Below are 22,183 nucleotides of genomic sequence, written 5' to 3' on the forward strand. Positions count from 1 at the left end.
GCGCCGCCGTTGTCCGAACGGCATGTCTTAAGCGTTCTTCACATCCAGCCGAATGTTCTGGCCGTTGCGAACGGGTGATTTCATATCCCGTCCGAAAGTGCCTGCGTATCGGATCGACGGTCAAAAGGAATGAGTCATGCCGATGGACGAGTCGCTGCGAATTAAGATCGACACCGAGGATCGCCTATTCGATCTGGAAAGCGAAAGCATCGGTACAGAGAAGAGCGCGAAACAAAATAAGCGGACAAAAAAAGCCACACCCATTTTGCATTTCCTTTCGACGCAATCATTTGCGAGCCCGTTCGATGTGAACATGGCCGTGGATGCCGGCTTCACGGTTGTCGTTCCGCATACGAATGTCGGACTGGAGCACACGCGCGGCCTGGTGCAGGACGCCATCTTCTCGCGGCCGCCTGAATTCGGCAGCCGGACGGCGGTCTTTATTGGCGGCAAGGACGCGCTGCTGGCGCTCGATATGCTTGAGGCCGCGAAATCGGCGCTCGTGCCGCCGTTCACGCTTTCGGCGCTGGCCGATCCCGGCGGCTCGTTTACGACAGCGGCGGCCATGGTCGCGTGCGTCGAAGAGGTCTATCGGAATAAAACAGCGAAATCGCTGAAGGGAGCGACGGTCGCCGTGTTCGGCGCGACGGGCGTGGTGGGCTTTGCCGCCGCCGTCATCGCAGCACTTCAGGGTGCGAAAGTCGAAGTCGTATCGCATATGGGCCTAGCGCCGCTTCGGCCGTTGGTTCGGGCGGCGAAGGAGCGGTTTGGCGTCAACCTGGTTCCGGTTCTCGGCGGCCGCGACGCGGATAAGGCCAAGATCGTTGCGCGCGCCGACGTCGTTCTGTGCGCGGCAGCGGCAGGCATCCGGGTTTTGACGGCGAAGCAATTGCGCGCCTCGAAACGGCTCAAGGTCGTTGCCGACGTCAATGCCGTCCCGCCGTCGGGAATTGAAGGCGTCGAGCTGTTCGATTTCGGGCGCGAGCTGGAAAAAACGGCGATTGCGTCGGTCGGGCCGCTCGCGATCGGCGACATCAAATACAAGACGCAGGCTGCGCTGTTGCGCCGGATGATCGGAGCCAAGGCGCCGCTGATGCTCGACTTCACGCACGCCTTCGAAATGGCGCGGCGGCTTGCGTGGCAGAAAGCGCGATAATCGCCTAGCGTGTTTCGGATTGATGGGGCGCAGGCCAGGCGGCTTGCGCCCTGTCGTTTTATGGTGCTGCCGGAGGGGATTGAACTCTCGACCTCTCCCTTACCAAGGGAGTGCTCTACCACTGAGCTACGGCAGCTAAAGGGGCGGATTGCCTCGAAGATTTACAGAGATTTACGCGCACCAAACGGTGCGCCGCAAAGGCTCCTGCTTCGGGCGGGCGGACACTGCCACAAGGCTTGACGGCGAGCAAGCCGGAAAGCCAAGCTAATGCGTGGAAGACGACGGGGCGTAAATTGCGAGTTTTGCGACACGCATCGAAACGTGCGAAAGGCCGATGAACGAGGAATTGCCGCCAAAACCGTCAGTAAACTCGGGGGCGAAGCCGTCTTCGCAGCGGATGACGCGCAAGGAGCGGCTGGCTGAGGAACTCAGGGCCAATCTGAAGCGCCGCAAGGCTGCGGCTCGACGCGACAAAGAGACCAAAGCGGATGGCGGGGGAAACGCCGGTTGATGACGAGGCATGGCGGTCTTTCTGCCGGAAAAGCAGCTTGCCGAGACTAATGCGCAACGGATAATCACGCGCTTTCAGCCTTTCGGCCGATTCGCGCGATTTTCCTACCTGGAGACGATTGGAATTCATGGATCGCATCAGAATTGTCGGCGGCCAGCAGCTTCGCGGGACCATTCCGATTTCCGGCGCCAAGAACGCGGCTCTGCCCCTGCTGATCGCGAGCCTGCTGACTGAAGACCGCCTGACGCTCAAGAACGTTCCCAATCTGGCCGACGTCAATCTTCTGGTCCGGATTTTGCGCAATCATGGCGTCGACTTGGCGGTTGACGGCAAGCGGTCGAGCCCGCCGAGCCATCTCGGCGATACGATCCATCTCACCGCGCGCGACATCGTCGACACGACGGCGCCTTACGAGATGGTGTCGCGGATGCGGGCAAGCTTCTGGGTGCTGGGGCCGCTGATCGCGCGCATGGGGCAGGCGAAGGTTTCGCTGCCGGGAGGCTGCGCCATCGGCACGCGGCCGGTCGATCTTCATCTGATGGGGCTCAAGGAACTTGGCGCCGACATCGATATCGACAGCGGGTACGTGGTCGCCAAGGCGCCGAAAGGGCTCAGGGGCGCGCATATTGTTTTTCCGAAGGTTTCGGTGGGCGCCACCCACAACGTGCTGCTGGCTGCGGCGCTGGCGAAGGGCGAAACGGTAATCGAGAACGCCGCACGCGAGCCGGAAATCGGCGATGTCGCGGTGTGCCTTACAAAGATGGGCGCGAAAGTCGAAGGCATCGGCACGTCGGTGCTGCGTATTCAGGGCCGCGATAGGCTGGAGGGCGCCATTCATACGGTTTTGCCCGACCGTATCGAGACCGGCACGTTTGCGATGGCGGTCGCGGCGACAGGCGGCGACGTGATGCTGGAAGGCGCGCATTACCACGATCTCAAGACTGCGCTCGATGTTCTGGCCGAGACGGGTGCGTCGGTCGAAGCGACGGCGACGGGCGTGCGGGTTTCGAGGAACGGCGGCGGCATCGAACCGATTTCGGTCGAAACGCAGCCCTTCCCCGGCTTTCCGACCGATCTGCAGGCGCAACTCATGGCGCTGCTGACACGGGCCTCGGGAACGAGCGTTATCCGCGAGACGATCTTCGAAAATCGATTCATGCACGTCCAGGAGCTGGCGCGGCTTGGGGCCGATATTCAGCTGCACGGCGACACGGCGACGATCAAGGGCGTGAAGACGCTCAAAGGTGCGCCGGTGATGGCGACCGATCTTCGGGCGTCGGTGTCGCTGGTGATCGCAGGGCTCGCCGGCGAAGGCGAAACGGTGATCAACCGTGTTTACCATCTGGATCGCGGTTTTGAGCAGCTGGAGCGAAAGCTTGGCGCGTGCGGAGCCGAGATCGAGCGGTTGAGCAGCGGCTGACGTTGGCGCCGGGTGCAGCCGTTGCGGCATGCGACGCGTCTTTGTAACACTCGGCGACAGCCAAGCCGCCCGGCTACCTGCGGGAGACATTCGTTACGATGCCGGATTTGAAACTCATCGCATTCGATGCCGAAGATCTCGGGGTCATTTCCGCGCATTTACAGGATGCGGTTTTGCGCGTCGGGGATATGGCCTATCTGCCGAAGGAAAAGCGTTTCGTCGCCATCGCCAACCGCTTCGACTGGGCGAACGCGGCGGATGGAGCGCTAAAGGCGAAACGCGGGGCGGAGCCGCAGTTCGAGCGTCGCCGGGCCGCGGTCCGCTTCGAGCGGGTGAATGCCGCGCAAATCCAGGGGTTAGATCTGAAGGACAAGCGGACTTCATTGGCGCTTCTGGCCGTCACATTCGAGCCGACGGGGGGTGCCGAATCCCCCGAAGGCAATGTCACGTTGACATTTTCCGGTGGCGCGGCCATTCGGCTGGGCGTCGAATGTATCGAGATCGAATTGAAAGATCTCGGGGCGGCGTGGGCAGCCAAGCGCTCACCCGAGCATCCCGAGGGCGCAAGCTGAGTTTTGCTTCGATCAATTCCCAAGGACTGAAGTTCCGATGCCTGTGCGGCTTAACAACAACGATAAAGATTTCGAAGCGCGCTTCACGGAACTGCTCGGTCTGAAGCGCGAGGTGTCCGTCGACGTCGACAATGCCGTGCGCGAGATCATCAATGACGTTCGTGCGCGGGGCGACGCGGCGCTGATCGATCTGACCCAGAAGTTCGACCGGCTCGACCTGAAGCGCGCAGGCATTGCAGTAACGGCGGCCGAGGTCGACGCGGCGTATGCCGAATGCACCAAGGAAACGCTCGACGCGCTGACGTTCGCATGCAATCGCATCGCCGATCATCATAAGCGGCAGCTGCCGTCGGATGATCGCTATACCGATGCCGCCGGCGTGGAGCTTGGGCACCGCTGGACGGCGGTCGAGTCCGTCGGGCTCTATGTTCCGGGTGGCCTGGCATCATATCCGAGCTCGGTTCTGATGAATGCAGTGCCGGCGAAGGTCGCGGGCGTGCCGCGCATCGTCATGGTGGTGCCGTCCCCGAGCGGCGATCTCAATCCGCTCGTGCTGGCGGCGGCCAAGATCGCGGGCGTTTCGGAAATCTATCGTGTTGGTGGGGCGCAGGCTGTCGCAGCGCTCGCTTATGGCACGGAGACGATCAAGCCGGTGGTCAAGATCGTCGGGCCGGGAAATGCCTATGTCGCGGCGGCGAAGCGGCAGGTGTTCGGCGTCGTCGGCATCGATTCCATCGCCGGGCCTTCAGAAGTTCTCGTGATTGCGGACAAGAACAACAATCCCGAATGGATCGCTTCCGATCTCTTGGCCCAGGCCGAGCACGATACGGCGGCGCAGTCCATTTTGATGACGGATGACGCCGCTTTCGCGACGGCGGTCGAAAAAGCCGTAAAGCGGCAGCTCGAGACGCTGCCGCGTGGAAATATCGCGGGCGAAAGCTGGAACACGTTCGGCGCCACAATCATTTTGGATTCGCTCAGCGAGGCCGTGCCTCTCGCGGACCGGATCGCCGCCGAGCATCTCGAGATCGCGACGGCGGACGCCGAGGGTCTGGGGAAGCAAATCCGCAATGCCGGTGCGATCTTCATCGGCGGAGTGACGCCGGAGGTCATTGGCGATTATGTTTCGGGTTCGAACCATGTCCTGCCGACTGCGCGGAGCGCACGGTTTTCGTCCGGATTGGGCGTGCTCGATTTCATGAAGCGGACCTCGATCTTGAAGCTCGATCCGGCCGCGCTTGCGAAGCTTGGGCCAGCGGCAATGACGCTGGCGAGGTCGGAAGGGCTCGAAGGACATCGGCGGTCCGTCGAGATCCGGCTCGAAAAAGCAGGTTGAAACTCGATGGACCAATCCGTCGCATCACCGGAGAAGAGTCGGGATCGTTTGATCGAGATTACTCTCGATGCGAAATCGCTTGGCCGTGCCAACTCCAATATCGAGCATGAGCGCGAAGTGGCGATCTTCGATATCCTCGACGGCAATGCGTTTCGCATCGATGGCACCGATGCAGGTCCCTACAAGCTCCATCTTTCGCTGGCGGATGAGCGTCTGCTGTTCGCCGTCAGTCCGGCGGACGGCGGCGAGACGATCGAGCACGGCATCGCGCTGACGCCGCTCAAGAGGATCGTCAAAGACTATTTCATGATCTGCGAGTCCTACTACGAGGCCGTTCGCACCGCGCCGCCCGCGCGCATTCAGGCGATCGACGTCAGCCGCCGTGCTTTGCACGATGAAGGCAGCGTGCTGCTCAAGGAAAAACTCGGCCCGAAGATCATTGTCGATGACGACACGGCGCGGAGACTGTTCACGCTGGTGTGCTCGCTGCACTGGAAGGGCTGAGGCCGACCGAGAGCCATGCGGTCATTTGCGGCCGCGCAGATACCACGACTCCTGCTGGCCTACCCCCTTGATCTCGATGGCGCCGCGCGGATGTAGAACAAAGTCCTTTTCGAGCGCCGCGGCGCAGCCCGGGCAGATTGCGATCGAGCCTGCGACGCTCGATTGCTCGAGCCGGCTCGCCAAGTTCACCGGATCTCCCCAAATATCGTAGCTGAATTTGTTTTTGCCGATGATGCCGGCCGTCATCGGACCAGAGGCCATGCCGATGCGGACGCTGATCGGTATCTTTTCGCTGGCGCTGATGCGCGCAACCGCATCGACGAGATCGAGTGCCATCGACGCCAGCGCGTGGACATGGTCGTCGCGCGGAATGGGTACGCCAGATGCCACCATGTAGGCGTCGCCGATGGTCTTGATTTTTTCGACGCCGTGATTGTCGGCCAGATGATCGAAGGCGCTGACGAGTTCGTTAAGGAGTGCCACGGTTTTTTCCGGGCCGAGGTTGCGGGCCATGGCGACGAAGCCGGTGATGTCCGCGAACATTACCGAGGCTTCCGAAAAGCCGTCGGCGATGGCGTTGCCCGGCTGTTGCTTCAGGCGTTCGACGACGCTGTCGGGAAGCACATTACGCAGCACCATTTCCGTCTCGGCCTTGGCGTGCTCGAACAGATTGAAGGCGTAATAGACGCAAGCCGCGATCAGGCCGAATGTCGTGACGGCGCCCTGGATGTAGAGCGAGTTGATCGTGCGCTCGTCGGCGTGGAACTGAGCGGCTTCCATCGGAAACGTGAACCAGGAGAAAAGGTGCAGGCCGAGCGCGAGCGTTACGATGGCAATGATGATCCAGAAGCGTCGCGCCTCGAAAATTACGAAAGGCGCGGCTGCGGCGATGACGTATTGAAGCGGTGCTCCGCCCATCCTGCCGAAGAAAGCCGTAAAGCCGACAAGAGCGGAGAATTCGGCGACCACGAGCAGAAGACCGCCGGCAATTTCGTTGAAACGGTGCATCAGCGGCACCAGCGAGACGATGAGCGCAACGCCGAGATTGATGAATACGGCCGGCAGCATTTCCTTGTTGCCCGACGCCCAGAGCTGGAGCGCGTAGATGCAGGTCGTCATCACGACGAGCGCCGAGAAGACATTCACGATCTTGAGACGGCGCTGGATGTCGGGCGGATATCGCTTGATGCCGAGGTTCGCGATGCCGCGAATGAAGCGGCGAATGCCTTCGAACACGCGGCTCGCGCCGATGGCCCGGATGGCCGACCCAACACGCTCTTTCTGCCGATCAACGATCGTCATGCGCATGACCCGGCGAACGGTGCAACGGCGGCTATTCCTTGTCGTCGAGACGGCCTATGTCGCTCAGGGCCGCGACGTTGCAGATGACTTGCTGGCCTCGGCGCTCGATTGCGCCTTCCGATTCGAGCATGCCCAGGGCGGCGTTGACCTTGGGACGACTGGCGCCGACAAGAAGTGCAAGCTCGCTTTGTGAAATGGGCAGGGCGAGCGAAATCTTCTCGGCCTTGCCCGAAGGATCCTTCTGGCGGACGGATGCCAGGAAGAAGCGTGCGAGCCGGGCCTCGATCGGGTGCAGCGCGATCGCTTCGAGTTGCTCGTCGGCGTCGCGCAGCCGTCCGGCAAGAAAACGCACGGCGGCTTCGCCGACCGCCGGCTGAGTCGACAGCAGGCGGACGAAGGCGGATTTCGACAGCATCAGCGTCTCGACCTTGTTGACGGCGGTGGCGTCGGCTGAGCGCGGGCGGCCGTCGAAGACGGCGAGTTCGCCGAAGATCGAAGGCGGCTCAACGTGCGCAAACGACAGTTCGCGGCCGTCGGCGGTCAGCACCGAAAGGCGGACACGGCCCTTGGTGACGATATGGAGTTCGGACCCCGTCTGGCCCCGGGAAAAAATGATCTGTCCTGGTTCATAGGCAGATTCGCGAAGCTCGGCCGCAACGGCTTTCCGGCTCGGTTCGTCAAGGGTGCCAAAAAGCGGTGTCCGGGCGAGTAGGTCTGCTGGGTCTGGTTTCAGAGCCATTGCCGCCATCAATTCTGTGAAAGAATGGGGTATTCATGCCCTGTTTTCTGCGCCTCCGCAACGCGTGCGATCTTGCAAAACATTCAATGCCCAAGTCATTGTTCGCGCCGCGTGTGTCGCCTTTATTCTTTCGTCCGCGGTTGCGATCATGGTAACGACGCTCATGAGCAGTTTATTGCCCATTTTTGCCCGGTCCGCGGCTCCCGGCCGGGAAACGCTGCGGCGCACGCTGTCGCGCGAGCGGTCGGAAACAAATGCCGCCATCGAGCGGCCGCAACTCGTGCTGGCGAGCGCCAGCCCGCGCCGGGTTACGCTTTTAGCGCAGGTTGGCGTCACGCCCGATGCGCTCCGTCCGGCCTCGATCGACGAGACCCCAAAGCGGGGAGAAATGCCGCGTGCGCTGGTCTCCCGGCTTGCGCGCGAGAAGGCGGAAGTGGCGCGCGCCCAGATCGCCAATGACCCGGATCTGGCCGGCGCCTACATTCTTGCGGCCGATACCGTCGTTGCCATGGGGCGCAAGATCTTGATGAAGCCGGCGCATATCGAAGAGGCGATGGCGTCGCTACAATTGCTGTCGGGCCGGACTCACAAAGTCCAAACCTGTGTCTGCCTGATCACGCCAGACGACCGGGTGCGGACGAAGATCGTCGATACGCGCGTGCGTTTTCGCTATATCAGCAAGCCGGAACTCGAATCCTATATCGCCTCGCGCGAATGGCGCGGGAAGGCCGGCGGATATGCCATTCAAGGGCTGGCCGGATGCTTCGTCCAGCGTCTGATCGGGTCTTACACCAATGTCGTCGGCCTGCCCCTGACCGAAGTCGTCGGGCTTCTCAATTCGGAAAAATTTCCGATCCAGTATAATTGGCTGAAGTACGCCGAAGTCGACCACGATTGAGTTCCGTCATGTCTTCGTCTTCGTCAGGCGGCAAGCCGCTGCGCTGCCCGATTTGCAGCAAGGATGCCGTCGAAGCCTATCGACCATTCTGTTCCAAGCGCTGCGCCGATATCGATCTCGCGCGCTGGTTCACAGGGGGCTACGCGATCGGGGGGCGACATGAAGACGAGGGCGACAACGCGGCTCCGGCGGAGGAGCGGAAACGGGCCGACGAGGACGGCGAGGGGGAGTGAAATTGCGGCGCCTGAGGCGCTTGCATACCGCCGATCACCCCCCTATAAGGACCGCCTACTTCGTTCGGGGCTCAGCGCCGCGGAGGCAGGCCCAGGTAGCTCAGTTGGTAGAGCATGCGACTGAAAATCGCAGTGTCGGCAGTTCAATTCTGCCCCTGGGCACCATTTCACAAAAGCCAATCAAAACCTTAGAGCGCTCGTTGGGTCCCAGTCGGGTGCCGGGAACCGTTTCAAGCTTGAGTGCTCTCAAGGCGAGCGGTTGTGAGTGCGTGCGTCGCGCCACAACTCCGGCACTTGATCAACGTTGCCCACAACAGTCTGATCGCCTGCAATTGTTCGCTCGCCATTGGTCCAATAGCGTTCGTCCGGCCTGAAGCCGGACGGCGAGAATGACGAATAACCGTAAGTCTGCGCTCGATGGATTACGCGGGTTAGCGGCATGTGTAGTCGTTATTCACCACGGAATCCATCTGAGCGATAAAACGTTGTGGGGCCGTGTCAGCATCGGATACCCTCAGGATCTTCCGGCTTCTTATATCGTCGAGCGTGCGACCGTCAGCATTTTCAGCGGCGGCATGGCGGTCAATATCTTCTTCATTTTGAGTGGTGCGGTATTAGCGCAATCTCTTCTGCGCAATGAGGGACGGAACTTTTCTGCGACCGCGCTTGATTTCACCGTTCGCCGGATCTTCCGGCTCTACCCCGCATTGATCGCCGCCGTCTTACTGCTGGGCATCACTGGTCATATGGTGGGATCCAGGCTTGGAATGCCTGAATACGCTTTCCAGACCATTTTTGATAATGCTGCACTTCTCGGCAAAGGCGTAAACGGTGCGACGTGGACGCTGCAAATCGAAGTGATCGCTATACCGGTCATTCTCGCGGTATTCTATTTCTTCAGAATCTATGGAACGGCAGCGATTTTCGCGTTTGTCATGTATGCCGAATGTTGTTTCTTCGTTGGCGCGCCATTTGGTCCTGTGTCTTTCAACGTTGCCCTGCTCTGTTTTGCCCTCGGAATGCTGATACCCACCGACGTGATCAGCAAAGGATTGGCCAAGGTATCCGGTGATGCCTGGTTGCCGGCCCTTTTTGCGATGGCTGCGGTGCGCTTTATTTTTCCCGCTGCTTCCGGGGGCGCGCTTTTTGCCATTATTTGCTTGTCGTTCTTTTGTGTTGCCGTGCTCTATCACAGAGAACGACCGGACTGCGTTCTGAACCAGCCGGTTGTTCAGTTTCTCGGGCGCATCAGTTATAGTTTGTACTTAAATCATGTATTTTTCCTGCTGGTCCTTTTTCATATCATCAATCTCGTGCTTGGCGCGGGAACCATTGCCACCTACCATCTTCCTGTGGGGCTGGCCTTCGGCGCTCTAGTCTTGTTGATAACAATTCCGCTGGCAGTCTTCGCCGAGCGTTTTGTCGAGGTTCCCGGCATAGCCCTGGGCAGATATGTGGCGCGAAAATTTTCAGCTTTGTCCGAAATGGAACGACCGACGATCGCTGCCGGGTCGACAACGTCGTGCTAGAATTTCTGCCAACGTGATATCGTTGGCGGCGACGGCAGCATGCTGCTGACATTAAGACGGATGTCCTCTCCCAATGAATAGAGTGATGCGAAGCGGAGTAAGCCTGCAAGTCGCGGCAAGATCGATCGAGACAATTGCGGCTATCACAGAGCGGGATGGGGCCACGGCTTCGTTTGCTGACGAAGGGCCGAGTAAGACACAAAATCAAAGCTATGTATCTCGCTTCCGCCTCAAGACGCGCCCACTACGTCGAAAGATTTCTCTAGCGCTGAAGAGCGCCGGCGGTTTTCTTTTCGGGTCAACGAGACACGCCGAGGTCGTCGACAAAATCTCGACCGCCGGTGATTCACTGGCTCAAATTCTCAATCATTCGACCAGTACGACGCTTGGCCGCATCGATGCGGTGAAATCTTCAATAAATTCGCTTGGTCAGGTGCTGACGCGTGTGGAGGAACAGGGTCGTTCGGTCGAGGCCAGGCTTTCCCAGCTCGAAGCTGCGCAATCGACTTTGACTACCGTCTCAAGCCAGCTTCTGCGCATCGAAAGGCTGCTGAAGGATATGGCCGACGATCGGCGCGAGGCGATTAAAGGCGTTCATAGCGCGGGGATCGTGGCTACCAACCAAGTTCGCGCTGAAGCGGGCGCGATGCTTCGCGGAGTTGAGGCGCGAGTGGCGAAAATTTTGCCAGCTATCGGCAGGATTGAGAAATATTCGCTGACGAGCGCCAAGAGAGTGGCGTTGAATACCGGAGGCGGTGCGGCTCTAATCAGGACGGAGGTCGGTTACGTACTTTGCCCTTCCGATGATTTTGCGCTTCTTTCGCTTCTTGCAGAAAGGGGCGATCTGGAGCCAGGAACGCGGCTCTTCATTCAGCGATATCTGCGCGAAGGCGACACTTACGTCGATATCGGCGCCAACATCGGAATGCATGTCTTGGCGGCAGCTCGAGCGATGGGCGGCGTGGGAAAAGTCGTTGCGCTTGAACCCTATGGTCCAACGCGAGAGTTATTGACGAAATCGATTTCGAATAACGGCTTTTCGGACATCACCGATATTTATGGGGCGGCGGCCTGGAATCAGAATGGTCGCGCCCGTTTGCATCTCGCGACAACCTGCGGTTGCCATTCTCTCTTTCCGATCGGGCAAGACCAAAACAGCTCCACCGTCGAGGTGTCGCTGCTTCGCGTAGATGACGTCCTGGACTTTAATGCGTCGGTGGTTTTGATGAAGATTGATGCCGAGGGGGCCGAACTTGAAGTCCTGGCTGGCGCTTCGAAGACGATTTCGCGCTGTGCCGACATTGGGCTCATTGTCGAATTTGGTCCGTCACATATCGCACGTGCCGGCAAGTCTCATGACGAATGGATGAAGGCGTTCGCCGAGCACGGGCTCGAGTTCAGAGTTATCAATTCCGAGACGGGTAAGCTCGAGGAATGGTCTCTGGAACAAATGAAGCATGAGAATTCGCTAAATCTGTTCTTTTCGCGGAACACAGACAGCGTCCGCGATCGACTTCGATGACGAAGAGCGAAGTTGTCGTCGTCGGCGCCGGCGGGCACGCCAAAGTCTGCATTGAGAACCTGCAATCGTCCGGATTTGAGGTAGCTTATTGCGTCGCGAACGCATCAGCGCCGGATGCGTGCTTGGGAATTCGGGTATTGCAAGGAGACGATCACCTCCGCGAGCTTCGCGATCAGGGCTTTAGAAAGGTGTTTGTTGCCATCGGGAATAATTTTCTAAGAGCCCGCCTGGCGGAAGATATTTTAAACATGGGCTACACGCTCGTGAATGCCATCAGCGCGTACGCGATCGTGTCGCCGAGCGTGACGCTTGGAAATGGTATCGCGATCATGCCCGGCGCAGTTATAAATGCTGAGACGAACGTTGGAGATCTTGCAATTGTCAATACCGGCGCAACCGTAGATCATGACTGTATCATAGGAAGAGCTGCGCACGTGGGTCCGCAGTGCGGCCTTGCTGGCAACGTTGTCGTGGGAAAACATTGCTTTCTCGGTGTGGGTGTGAAGGCGATCCCAGGGGTTCGGATTGGAAGTGCCGCAACGATTGGAGCCGGCGCGGTCGTCGTAAACGATATCGATCCCGAAGTTACGGCGGTGGGCATTCCGGCGCGACCGTCAACGTTGTCGGCGTAAGGATTTTTGGACCGGTCAGCTTGCCGCTTTTTATACGTCGCGGCCATGGATTGGAATAAGGGGGGGGTATGGAACGAATACCGGTTGCGATGCCGGCGCTTCTTGGAAATGAACGCGCATATGTGATGGATTGCCTCGATACGAATTGGATCTCGTCGAACGGCAAGTACATCAGCGCTTTTGAGCAAGCTTTCGCGGACTTTTGTGGTGCCAAAAGAGCAATTGCGGTGTGTAACGGCACCGCTGCCTTGCATCTTGCTCTGCTGGGTTTGGGCGTTAGCGCCGGTGACGAGGTAATCGTACCAACGGTGACGTATGTCGCGACAGCGAATGCCGTGACCTACTGTGGAGCCACCCCGGTTTTCGCGGATGTGACGGAGAATTTTCTGACGATTGATCCTTCGGACATTGAGAAGAAAATCACTCCGAAGACTCGTGGCATTATCGTCGTGCACCTCTATGGCCATCCCGCTGAGATGCAATCAATCAGCGAGCTTGCTCGCAAGCACGGGTTATGGGTCGTCGAGGATGCGGCCGAGGCCCATGGAAGCGAAGCATATGGGAGAAAGATTGGTACATGGGGCAAATGCGCTACTTTCAGCTTTTTCGGCAATAAGATCATCACCTCCGGGGAAGGTGGAATGATTACTACCGACGATGTCGAATTGGCTGACCGCATCCGATTGTATCGCGGGCAGGGGATGGACCCGGAACAGCGTTACTGGTTTCCGGTCGTCGGCTACAATTACCGCATGACTAATATACAAGCGGCTATCGGGCTGGCGCAGCTCGAAGGCATCGATAGCGCATTGGAGGCACGGAAGCGCGTCGCGCGGTGGTATGATGAGGCGTTGTCCGAATTAGATGACGAAATTGTTCGGCCGGCCCAGGCGAATTGGGCTCAGCATGTTTTCTGGATGTACACGGTCTATCTTCGTAAAGGCGACGCGAAGCGGCGCGATGCAACCATGAAGCGTCTCGATGAAATGGGAATTGAAACACGGCCGGTATTTTATCCCATGCACGTGCTTCCTCCCTACAAGTCTGAAGAAAAGTTCCGGACGGCGGACAGTTGGTCCAGCCGGGGGATAAATCTTCCCACGCATCAACAGCTGACGAAAGACCAGATCGGTCACATCGCAAAATGCCTGAAGCTTGCGCTGGCTCAAGAATGAACGAGAACTTTCGGCCACTGCTCTTTATGCATATCCCGAAGACCGCCGGTACTTCGGTGCTGGTATATCTGAGATCGGTCTACGCCAGCCGCAATACACTTGAACTCAGATGGCAGGATGACTCTCTCGGAATTGTCACTGAAGATGCAGTCAAGGGCGCCGACTTTTTATGGCTTCATGAGCCGTTTTGCGAACTTCCCTACGACACGGGAAAATTTTTCAAGATCACCTTTTTAAGAGATCCGATTGATCGCGTTCGCTCGGCCTTTAGTTATCTGCGCGATCCGGCTGTCATCGCAGAGCAAAACTTCCTCTATACCTCGCGTCGAACCGTGCGTGCGCTCAAAGAAATATCTGAGATGTCGTTCCGGGAATTTGTCCTGTCGACGGATCCAGTACACGACGACAATGTACGAGCCGTATATCGCTCTTGGTTTAGATCCGACGGCGGGGTGCCGTTGGCTACGAGCGCGCTCCCCGAATACCTCGACTGCATGAGCAAGTGTTTCGATTATGTCGGAACGACAGAAACACTTAGCGAGGATATGGACGCGATCCGACGCTTTTGCTTCCCAACATACCCCGACAAGTTTGGTCGCACCCGCGAAAATGCCTCGCGAAAGATCGACGCTGACCTAATGCTCGATGACGCGGCGCTCGCCGTACTCAAAGAAAAACTCTATTTCGACTTCGTTCTCTACGAACACGCGAAGAAATTGCGCGAAGTTCACTACAACCGCTATGTGCTGGACGAACGGTGTGGGCCTGCGTATTTCGTATGATGGCCCTCTGGAGTTCTGACGTTGTGTGTCGTTGGCGGAAAAGTCGTAGTCTGGACGTCTCGAACTTATGAAAATTGCATTGTGCTCGTCGTTCGTACCGTTTGTTCGGGGCGGAGCTAGAAACATCGTCGATTGGCTTGCTATTGCACTCAGAGATGCCGGGCATCAGGTCGAGACCATATATATTCCCGAGGTCGACGAACCGGATCTTTTAATCGATCAAATGTTTGCTTTCAGGTGGCTCGATTTAAGTGCCGCGGATCGCGTGATTTGTTTTCGACCTCAATCGCATCTCATAAGGCATCCAAACAAGATAGTATGGTTTATCCATCACATACGCTTGTTTTACGATCTTTGGGACACTCCTTATCGAACGTTTCCAGATGATTCTCGACACCGTGGGATCCGCGAAACGCTTCATGCGCTCGATCGCGAGGCGTTGCTCGAAGCGAAGGCTGTGTTCTCCAATTCATCGATCGTGAAGAAACGGCTAAAGGCCTTCAACGATATCGATTGTGAAGTCCTCTACCCGCCGGTTTGGGCGCCAGAGAGGTTCTATTGTGCGGATTTCAATGACGAGATCGTAAGCGTCTGCCGCTTGGAGCATCACAAGAGGCCGCATTTATTGATCGATGCGATGAGCCACACCCAATCGAACGTAAAGCTGCGCCTGGCAGGGCAGGGGAGCGCGAGTTATGTTCGAAAACTTAAAGAGCAAATTGCAAAGTTGGGCTTGTCGGACCGAGTACTTCTCGAAGAGCGCTGGATCAGCGAAGCCGAGAAGGTTGGGTATCTCGCCAACTGCTTGGCCTCAGCATATCTGCCGCTCGATGAAGACTCATACGGTTATCCCACAATAGAAGCGGCGCATGCGGCGAAGCCGACTTTGACCGTAACCGACGCGGGCGGAGTGGGGGAGTTCGTGATCGATGGCATAAATGGCGTCATAGCCGAGCCCTCTCCGCAAAGTATTGCCGCAGAAATGGATAGGCTGTTTGTACAGCGGGCGACGACAAGTCAAATGGGCATCAACGCTCGTGACCGAATAGCCGGACTTGATATTCGCTGGTCCACGGTTCTTGAAAGATTACTGGCGTGAAAGTTCTGATCGTCAACAATATGGCCCCGTTTATTTGGGGAGGCGCCGAGGAACTCGCGTCACATCTTTGTCGGAACATCCAGATCGCTGGACACGACGCTGAAGTTTTGCGCATTCCGTTTCAGTGGGAACCTGCATATGGCATCCCGGCTCAGATGCTGCTGGTCCGCACATTGGAATTGACGAATGTGGATCTCGTCATAGCGCTTAAGTTTCCGGCGTATCTCGTGCGTCATCCAAACAAAGTGCTGTGGCTGCTACATCAGTACCGGCAGGCGTACGATCTTCATGACGCAGGCCAAAGTAATCTGCCCGAGGGCCGTGATGGCGTAGAGCTCCGATCTGTCATCAAGACCGCAGATAACGAAAGTTTTTCGGAGTGCACAAAGATCTTCACGAACTCCGAAGTGACCAAACAGCGACTTCAAAAATACAATGGAGTCGACGCTAAGGTTCTATTGCCGCCAATCAATGATCCTGAGTTGTTCCAGGGCGGCCCGCTGGGCGACTATATTTTCGCAGGTGGTCGGGTCAATTCAATGAAGAGACAACATTTACTTCTCGAAGCATTGGCGCGGACGAGCGATCGGGTAAGGCTCGTCATTGGCGGTCCGCCGGACAATCAGGCGGATGCAAATTTGCTGCGAGCAACAGTTGATCGACTTGGGCTGGAGAGCCGAGTGACGCTCGATCTTCGTTTCTTGCCCCGGGACGTATATGCAAATTACGTAAATGGATCTCGTGCGGTCGCCTATTTGCCGTTCGACGAGGATTCGCTGGGGTATGTCGCAATGGAAGGCGCCAATGCTTCAAAGGCGCTGCTGACGACCTCAGACAGTGGGGGAATCCTGGGGCTCGTCCATCACAAAACGACTGGTTGGGTAGCGGAACCGACTGCCCAGGCATTGGCTGACGTCATGGACGAAATTTTTACAGACGAGAGCGCGTGCGTCGGATATGGCCGCGAAGCGCGAATTCAGTGGGACGATCTTGGAATTAGCTGGCCTGAAACGGTGAAGGCGTTGCTAAGATGAATTTCGTTTTTTTCACGCCAACAATCACAGCGTCAGCAATCGGCCGCATGGCCAGCTTGGTGGTTCGTCAGCTGATCCGCGATGGGCATAGCGTTACGGTCATTCAAGCAGAGTCCGAGGAACTTCTGAAACTTCCAACTCATGACTTTGGCTGTCGCCTCTATCCGTGGACATCGGTTGATATCAAAAATCCAGATATCCGGGCGGCGGATGCCGTCATCTATCAAATCGGCGACAGCTATGAGATGCACAAAGGAGCCGTAAACTTTCTGCCTGCAATTCCAGGCATCGTTTGCTTGCACGATTTTTTTCTGGGCGATTTATTCTGGGGGTGGGCGGCAACACGGCGGCCGGAAGCGCACGGCGTTCTCCGAGCTTGGTATGGAGATGCGGTGGCATCCTCATACTTCCGCTACGAAAATAATGAAAGTTTCATCGAGGGCACGAGAAACACTGCTCCGATGGTCGAATGGATTTGCGCGCATGCATTAGCTTGCGTCACGCACAGCGCGTGGGGCTGTGATAGGGTGCTGAATTCATGCCCTGGACCTGTTTGCCTGGCGCCGCTCGCATATTCCGCATCTCGTCCGATTCCCATCGAAAGCAATTTGAGGCGTCGAGAAGGTGATAGGCTTTATGTGCTCACCATCGGACACGTGAATCCGAACAAACGTGTCGCACGCGTCATCGAGGCCATCGGAACGAGCGCTGCGCTTCGAGATTCAGTCACTTATCGTCTCGTCGGCCGCATATTGCCCGAAACGCGAGCCGAGATGATTTCTCAAGCGGAGGCTTTGGGAGTAAATCTTGTCGTCAGCGGAGAAGTCGATGATGATACTCTCGCCGAGGCCATCGAACAGAGCGATATCATAAGCTGTCTCCGGTGGCCGACGCTTGAAGCCGCTTCGGCATCCGCGATCGAGGGGATGCTTTACGGGAAGCCAATAATCGTTACTGATTTTGGATTCTATCGCGATATTCCCGATGACTGCGCCATAAAAGTTAATCACGAAAATGAGCTCGAGGACCTTCGATCGGCTATCGAGCATCTAGCCTCGAGCGAACAGGTTCGCCGGGAAATGGGCGCGCGCGCACGCGCATGGGCATCTCGTACTTTCACCGCGGAAAATTACGCGCGCGTATTGCTGAATGCTGTGGACGCTTCGTTGCGGGCCCGGCCTGTTCTTTCTGCATTCAATCGATGCTCAAACACATTGAGGAGATGGTCCGGTTCCGCCGGAATGATCGGCCGCAGCGAACTCATCGAACCCTTGAGCATATTTGAAAGCGGTCCGGTGCTCGAAACTGACACGGGCCAACTCCGCTCTTCAGATTTGCCCGAATTCAAAGGTAGAAGCTGACGCGATCTGCTTGTGAGTTTAGAGATCATTCACAACGATTTCCTTCGCCACCCGTTCTCGACAGTTGTCCAAGACGGCGGCGAGAGTATCAGAGAGAGTATATCTCGGCGTCCAGTTCAGAGTGTTCCGAAGCAAGGTTGAGTTCCCCAGAAATACCGGGAGATCGCTTGGGCGCATACGCGAAGGATCAATCTCAATCTGCATGTTCAAATGGGCCATCGATAAGAGATTTTGAAGCAGATCGCTCAATTTTGTGGGGACGCCCGAGGAGAGGTTAAGGACGGTGCCCGGCTCAAGCCGATCGCAGTATTTGATCGCTAACGAATAAGCGGCGACGACGTCTCTCACGTCGAGAAAATCGCGGACCGCTGAAAGATTCCCAACGCTGATACTGTTCGGCGATAGTCCTTTTTCCGCGCGCGCAATCTGCATTGCAAATGCGGGAACAGCAAATGCCTCTGATTGGTCAGGGCCGGTGTGATTGAAAGGGCGGAATCGAATGCAGCGCAAACCTCTTTGTGCCATCGCGCCAATGGCGAGATCGGCGGCAGCCTTGCTCGCGGAATACTCATCGATCGGTTGGAGCGAACTCATTTCGGTTACTGGCACACCTCGTTTTGCCGAAGCACCGTAGACCATTCCGGTACTGACATGGATGAGCCAGCACTCCGGTACATGGAGCATAATGGCCCTGGCTAAATTAAGCGTGCCCTGGAGATGAATTTTCCAGGCGGCATCAAGGTCTCGGTTCGCCTGCTGAGGTGCGGCAATGCCAGCCAAATTCACCACATGAGTGGGCCGAAAATCCAAGAGCTGTTGGCTAACGGAGTCGGGGTCGGTAACGTCCAGCCAGTGCATCCCCTGTTCAATTAAGTGATTTCGTCCAAGTGAGGTTCCTCGTATTCTGACGTCAGCTCCCAAAATTCTTGGAAGAGCCGATAGCAAGTGTTGGCCAACAAAGCCGCTTGCTCCAGTGACCATCACACGCATAGCGTCGTTCTTCACCTCGATTTGGCTCGAATGGGGAGTGCTGGAAGTTGTCGCTGTATCGCACTGAGTACTTGCGACTCTCATTAGAGCGTTGTGCGCTTTTCCTGGCAAGCCTCAACAGCATGATGTGAAATGGCGTTCCTATCGCGGTCGATTTCACGTCGATGGTCAAGAGTTTTGGAATAAGGGTTAGCGCGGCGGCATGCCGAGAAGGCGGCGTCCGATTTTGCGCAGCTCTCTCTTCTTCGGCCACAGGCGGCGCGATGTCGTCGGCGGTTGTGCTCCGGCGTCAGATTGAAGCCCAGCGGCAGGGCCGACGGATATTCCTACGGAGGTCGGTGCAGGAGGCTTCTTTGCCGCTTTGACGGAGTCGTCGAGATCGAACAGCGGATTTCGATAGAGACTGGTCGAATAGCGATTCAAGCTCGTGGGGATGTGTTCCAGCGCGAGCGGTTCGCGGCCAGAATAGGCGACGATCAAGCCATCTCCGCTGAAGCTTTCATGGACGTCGTGCTCGGAAAGGATCTTGACGCCCGCTTTTTGCAGAATGGCGAGGCACTTCTGGTGGGTGAGGGGATCGCCGCTGATGTAATGCGAGTGGGTGGAGATCACGCAGAACCTTATGCGATGATTCTTCAGGAGGTCTTCGCAGGATTCCAGGATTGCCGTTTCGGCGCCCTGGGTATCGCAGTGTAGAATATCGAGGGTTTCGATCCCGAACTTTTCGAGAAGGTCGGGCACCAACTCGTGCGGGGCGGACGCGAATTCCGCAGCGATTGGACTATCGGCCGGCAGCGGGCTGCCGAGATAGGCATGAAGAAATTCGATGTTGAGGCCGTTCAACGCCGCGTTTGTTTTTCCGACGGCGAGATTGTCAGGTTTTGGTTCGACGACGATCGAACGGCGTGTGTTGGGGGCTTGGCGCAGAAACCACATCGAATAATACGCCCAATAACCTCCGAGTTCGATCATCGTCGCGTTCGGGCCAACGTGCTTCAGCAGTTCGTCGAAGACTTTTTCTTCCTGCGGTTCGTGGTGGCCACTAAGTCGAGTGATGATCTCGGTCATCCAGCTGCCGTAGTAGCAGTCTTTGGTGATGCGCAGGCCGTTGTGCATGATCTGAACGGGCGAGCCGTTCTCATCGATGACTGCGCCTGCTTGCTCGACTTTTGCGATGTGATCGCAGTCGCGGCAACCGACGGTCATTTCGATGCGGAAGCGCTCGTTGCGCAGCCACGGTTCGGTCAAGTCCATTCGTGCCCTCTATGTCCTGGCCGCCTCAGCAATGGACGTCATCTCTATCACATGCGATGGGCGCGACCAACGCACCGATTGTTCCAGCAAAATAAAGCCCGCCGGGAGGAGCGGCGGGCTCTAACTACGCTGAGAAAATTTTGTCGTATTCGTTAGTGGGGGATCTGCTCGAGTTCCATCTTGACGAGCGATTCATCGTGCCCACGCGACGCAGAAGCATCCACATCAGGGCGAGCCGAGTTGCCGAACTGCTCGATTTCCTGCTCGGTGACCGAAGCGTCCGAGCCATGGGCGGCGCCAGAATAGGTCGGGACCGCGCGGTCGCTGATCTGCCCAATTTCAAGAGCCGGAAGAGATTCTGCGAAGGCCGGAACACCCGAGATTGCCAGTGCGCCGGCGACCAGGACGAGGGAAAAGATCTTGTTCATAGCGGTAACTCCCAAAAAGCTTTCGATTTGCCTATCGCTGCTTTCGGGCCTCGGAGGTGTCCGAGCAGCTGTCGTCAATTTGATCCGCGCACGGCATTGCCGCCATCGCACGTAGGTTCCGTCGGAAGGCACGTTTGGGTTAGCGTGCAAGACGATCGTTTTCCGAGAGCTATACGTTGGTATAGCCGGAGACCGGATTGGCCGCGCGTTTAGCGCCGCAGATGTTCAATTCCGACGCGGATAGCCAAAATGGGATCGCGACCGTGACGGAGGCGATTGCAATTGCGGTCCGCGGTTATGCGATTTCGAAACCCTGTCGGCATTTCGGAAAGAACTGTTGCGTTTGCAGGCCTACGTTCCAGCGACGCATTCGATCGGCGGCTGCGAGAGCGGGCCGAGTTCAATCAAACGAACAGGAGGACGGCTCCATGGATGATTTCTCCCGACGTAATATTCTCGCGCTTTCGGCGATGACGGGAACGCTTGCCGCTTCCGGCGCCGCGCGCGCAGCGACATTCGGAAATCCGGATCAGCCGGCGCAAGGCGCGATCAATGCCAATCCGGCGGGGCTTTCGGATCCCGGCCCGAAGAACCCTGTCCTCTACAGCCAGTTTCCTTCGTTCGAGAGTCCGCCTCCGACGGATGTCGGCGGCATGCCGCTGTTCTGGGGTTCGTTCAACAATGCGCAGAAGCGAATTCAGAACGGTGGCTGGGCGCGGCAGCTGACGCAGTCGGATTTCGCGATTTCGGAGGCCGTCTCGGGCGTCAACATGAGACTCGGTCCGGGCGGTGTCCGCGAGATGCATTGGCATTTGGCCGCCGAGTGGGCCATCGTGACGAACGGGCTTTGCCGGGTGACGGTTCTTGACCCGCAAGGGCGCGCTTATGTCGATGACGTCGGACCGGGAGATCTGTGGTATTTTCCGTCAGGGTTTCCGCACTCGCTTCAGGGGCTCGGGCCCGACGGCTGCGAGTTCGTGATCGTATTCGATGAAGGGCGGCAGTCGGAATACAACACATTGCTCGTCAGCGATTGGATCGCGCATACGCCGCCGGATATCCTCGCCGCGAATTTCGGCGTGCCGAAAGACGTCTTCAAGAATATTCCGCTGCAAGATCTTTGGATTTTCCAGGGCAAGGAACCGGGGCCGCTGGCGGCAGATCAGGCGGCCGTCGCTTCTGGAGGAACGCCGCCCAATCCGTTCACCTACAAGCTCGGCGCGTCCAAGCCGATCAAGGCCAATGCGTCAGGCGAGTTGAGATTGGCGGACAGCTCCGTATTCAAAGTGTCGAAGACGATCGCCGCCGCGATCGAGGTTTTGAAACCCGGCGCGGTTCGCGAGATGCACTGGCATCCGAATGCCGACGAGTGGCAGTACTGGATCGAAGGTGAAGGCCGCATGACCGTATTCGACGTCCGCGTGCCGTGACAGCTGACTTCAGGCCGGGCGATGTCGGTTACGTCAAGAAGAGCCAGGGCCATGTCATTCAGAACGTCGGCAAGACGGATTTGAAGTTTCTGGCGGTCTTCAAGGTTCCGGAGTACCAAGAGATCAGCTTGTCGGATTGGCTGACGCACACGCCGCCCGCGCTCGTCGCGCAGCATCTCAATGTCGACCTGGCGGATATCGCGAAGTTTCCGAGTGATGCGCCTGGTATCGTTCCCGGCAAGGTATCAGGCTGAGGGTCTCGAAACCGGGTAGGGG

Annotated in this window: 21 protein-coding genes, 2 tRNA genes and 1 pseudogene; 18 read left to right on the forward strand and 6 right to left on the reverse strand. The window is 57.6% G+C overall.

Annotation, left to right across the window (positions count from 1 at the left end):
- Window positions 1-136: 136 nt before the first annotated feature.
- Entirely contained in the window at window positions 137-1,156 is a 1,020-nt protein-coding gene (locus tag QM780_RS00110; RefSeq protein ID WP_415068455.1) for an NAD(P)-dependent methylenetetrahydromethanopterin dehydrogenase, read from the forward strand.
- Window positions 1,157-1,217: 61 nt separating this feature from the next.
- On the opposite strand, the gene QM780_RS00115 is transcribed toward QM780_RS00110, so the two are convergent.
- Window positions 1,218-1,292: transfer RNA gene (locus tag QM780_RS00115), tRNA-Thr, on the reverse strand.
- A 198-nt stretch (window positions 1,293-1,490) separates the two neighbouring features.
- On the opposite strand from QM780_RS00115, the gene QM780_RS00120 reads away from it, so the two are divergent.
- The 5 genes from QM780_RS00120 to QM780_RS00140 all read left to right on the forward strand — a co-directional run bounded on the left by QM780_RS00120 (window position 1,491) and on the right by QM780_RS00140 (window position 5,499).
- A complete protein-coding gene (locus QM780_RS00120; protein ID WP_415068456.1) occupies window positions 1,491-1,667 on the forward strand; it encodes a hypothetical protein in 177 nt (58 codons plus the stop codon).
- 127 nt (window positions 1,668-1,794) lie between these two features.
- Window positions 1,795-3,087: a UDP-N-acetylglucosamine 1-carboxyvinyltransferase gene (murA, locus tag QM780_RS00125; protein ID WP_415068457.1), complete on the forward strand. Its 1,293-nt coding sequence runs from the start codon at window positions 1,795-1,797 to the stop codon at window positions 3,085-3,087.
- Between the two features lie 98 nt (window positions 3,088-3,185).
- Complete coding sequence (locus QM780_RS00130) at window positions 3,186-3,659, forward strand: DUF2948 family protein (protein WP_415068458.1); 474 nt, start codon at window positions 3,186-3,188, stop codon at window positions 3,657-3,659.
- A gap of 37 nt (window positions 3,660-3,696) precedes the next feature.
- Entirely contained in the window at window positions 3,697-4,995 is a 1,299-nt protein-coding gene (gene hisD / locus QM780_RS00135; RefSeq protein WP_415068459.1) for a histidinol dehydrogenase, read from the forward strand.
- 6 nt (window positions 4,996-5,001) lie between these two features.
- Window positions 5,002-5,499, forward strand: a complete 498-nt coding sequence (locus tag QM780_RS00140; RefSeq protein ID WP_415068460.1) for a UPF0262 family protein — start codon at window positions 5,002-5,004, stop codon at window positions 5,497-5,499.
- A gap of 21 nt (window positions 5,500-5,520) precedes the next feature.
- Here QM780_RS00140 and QM780_RS00145 read toward each other — a convergent pair whose 3' ends face one another.
- Window positions 5,521-6,801, reverse strand: a complete 1,281-nt coding sequence (locus QM780_RS00145; RefSeq protein WP_415068461.1) for an adenylate/guanylate cyclase domain-containing protein — start codon at window positions 6,799-6,801, stop codon at window positions 5,521-5,523.
- 31 nt (window positions 6,802-6,832) lie between these two features.
- The gene (locus QM780_RS00150; RefSeq protein WP_415068462.1) at window positions 6,833-7,540 is read right to left on the reverse strand and encodes a Crp/Fnr family transcriptional regulator; all 708 of its coding nucleotides are present in this window, start codon (window positions 7,538-7,540) and stop codon (window positions 6,833-6,835) included.
- A 163-nt stretch (window positions 7,541-7,703) separates the two neighbouring features.
- Between QM780_RS00150 and QM780_RS00155 the strand changes: the two genes are divergently transcribed.
- The 11 genes from QM780_RS00155 to QM780_RS00205 all read left to right on the forward strand — a co-directional run bounded on the left by QM780_RS00155 (window position 7,704) and on the right by QM780_RS00205 (window position 17,805).
- Window positions 7,704-8,438, forward strand: coding sequence for a Maf family nucleotide pyrophosphatase (locus QM780_RS00155; protein ID WP_415068463.1), 735 nt, complete (start codon window positions 7,704-7,706; stop codon window positions 8,436-8,438).
- A gap of 8 nt (window positions 8,439-8,446) precedes the next feature.
- Entirely contained in the window at window positions 8,447-8,671 is a 225-nt protein-coding gene (locus QM780_RS00160; RefSeq protein WP_415068464.1) for a DNA gyrase inhibitor YacG, read from the forward strand.
- Between the two features lie 89 nt (window positions 8,672-8,760).
- A tRNA-Phe gene (locus QM780_RS00165) sits at window positions 8,761-8,836 on the forward strand.
- Window positions 8,837-9,060: 224 nt separating this feature from the next.
- On the forward strand, window positions 9,061-10,200 hold the full coding sequence (locus tag QM780_RS00170; RefSeq protein ID WP_415068465.1) for an acyltransferase family protein: 1,140 nt from the start codon (window positions 9,061-9,063) through the stop codon (window positions 10,198-10,200).
- 403 nt (window positions 10,201-10,603) lie between these two features.
- The gene (locus QM780_RS00175; protein ID WP_415068466.1) at window positions 10,604-11,722 is read left to right on the forward strand and encodes an FkbM family methyltransferase; all 1,119 of its coding nucleotides are present in this window, start codon (window positions 10,604-10,606) and stop codon (window positions 11,720-11,722) included.
- Entirely contained in the window at window positions 11,719-12,354 is a 636-nt protein-coding gene (locus tag QM780_RS00180) for an acetyltransferase (RefSeq protein WP_415068467.1), read from the forward strand. The genes QM780_RS00175 and QM780_RS00180 overlap by 4 nt, the downstream gene beginning before the upstream one ends.
- A gap of 68 nt (window positions 12,355-12,422) precedes the next feature.
- Window positions 12,423-13,529, forward strand: coding sequence for a DegT/DnrJ/EryC1/StrS family aminotransferase (locus QM780_RS00185; protein ID WP_415068468.1), 1,107 nt, complete (start codon window positions 12,423-12,425; stop codon window positions 13,527-13,529).
- Entirely contained in the window at window positions 13,526-14,311 is a 786-nt protein-coding gene (locus tag QM780_RS00190) for a sulfotransferase family 2 domain-containing protein (RefSeq protein ID WP_415068469.1), read from the forward strand. The genes QM780_RS00185 and QM780_RS00190 overlap by 4 nt, the downstream gene beginning before the upstream one ends.
- Window positions 14,312-14,378: 67 nt before the next feature.
- Window positions 14,379-15,410 (forward strand): glycosyltransferase family 4 protein, encoded by a 1,032-nt coding sequence (locus tag QM780_RS00195; protein WP_415068470.1) that lies wholly within the window; start codon window positions 14,379-14,381, stop codon window positions 15,408-15,410.
- Complete coding sequence (locus QM780_RS00200; RefSeq protein WP_415068471.1) at window positions 15,407-16,444, forward strand: glycosyltransferase family 4 protein; 1,038 nt, start codon at window positions 15,407-15,409, stop codon at window positions 16,442-16,444. The genes QM780_RS00195 and QM780_RS00200 overlap by 4 nt, the downstream gene beginning before the upstream one ends.
- Window positions 16,441-17,805 carry a glycosyltransferase family 4 protein gene (locus QM780_RS00205; RefSeq protein ID WP_415068472.1) on the forward strand — a complete coding sequence of 455 codons (1,365 nt, stop codon included), beginning with the start codon at window positions 16,441-16,443 and terminating at the stop codon, window positions 17,803-17,805. Before QM780_RS00200 ends, QM780_RS00205 begins: the two co-directional genes overlap by 4 nt.
- 18 nt (window positions 17,806-17,823) lie before the next feature.
- On the opposite strand, the gene QM780_RS00210 is transcribed toward QM780_RS00205, so the two are convergent.
- The 3 genes from QM780_RS00210 to QM780_RS00220 form a co-directional block, all read right to left on the reverse strand.
- Complete coding sequence (locus tag QM780_RS00210; protein ID WP_415068473.1) at window positions 17,824-18,795, reverse strand: NAD-dependent epimerase/dehydratase family protein; 972 nt, start codon at window positions 18,793-18,795, stop codon at window positions 17,824-17,826.
- 189 nt (window positions 18,796-18,984) lie between these two features.
- A complete protein-coding gene (locus QM780_RS00215) occupies window positions 18,985-20,049 on the reverse strand; it encodes an FkbM family methyltransferase (RefSeq protein WP_415068474.1) in 1,065 nt (354 codons plus the stop codon).
- 152 nt (window positions 20,050-20,201) lie between these two features.
- Window positions 20,202-20,477 (reverse strand): hypothetical protein, encoded by a 276-nt coding sequence (locus QM780_RS00220; protein ID WP_415068475.1) that lies wholly within the window; start codon window positions 20,475-20,477, stop codon window positions 20,202-20,204.
- Window positions 20,478-20,905: 428 nt separating this feature from the next.
- Here QM780_RS00220 and QM780_RS00225 point away from each other — a divergent pair.
- Window positions 20,906-22,161, forward strand: a pseudogene (locus QM780_RS00225) (cupin domain-containing protein).
- Window positions 22,162-22,183 lie beyond the last annotated feature (22 nt).

The organism is Hyphomicrobium sp. (assembly GCF_047600905.1).
Lineage (GTDB): Bacteria > Pseudomonadota > Alphaproteobacteria > Rhizobiales > Hyphomicrobiaceae > Hyphomicrobium_B.